The sequence below is a fragment of the Mesorhizobium sp. M3A.F.Ca.ET.175.01.1.1 genome, assembly GCF_004791945.1.
Taxonomy (GTDB): Bacteria; Pseudomonadota; Alphaproteobacteria; order Rhizobiales; family Rhizobiaceae; genus Mesorhizobium.
The window spans coordinates 1-337 of the sequence record NZ_SRTP01000205.1; the positions used below are offsets into that span (position 1 = coordinate 1).

Genomic DNA, 337 nt, shown 5'->3' on the forward strand with positions numbered 1-337 from the left:
GCTGGAGGGGCTGCCCCATATTTCCGAAATCGTCGCGGAACTGCTCGACAGGCGGGCCGGCCATCACCTGTCGGTCATTGAAGGAATGAACTGAGTTGCAACATCGCAAGATCGTCGTGGTTCTGAAGGGCTATCCGCGGCTGTCTGAAACCTTCATCGCGCAGGAACTGCTCGGTCTGGAGCGTGCGGGGTTCGACTTGATACTCGTCGCGCTCCGGCGGCCGACCGACGCAAAACGCCACCCCGTGCATGACGAGATCAAAGCGCCGGTCCATTATCTGCCGGAATATCTGCATGACGAGCCGCTGCGCGTGATCCGCTCGCTGTTTGCTTATCT

Annotated in this window: 1 pseudogene; it reads left to right on the forward strand. The window is 59.6% G+C overall.

Features of this window, described 5'->3' with window-relative positions:
- Positions 1 to 95: 95 nt before the first annotated feature.
- A pseudogene (locus EN818_RS31350) lies at positions 96 to 337 on the forward strand (colanic acid biosynthesis glycosyltransferase WcaL); the annotation flags it as partial.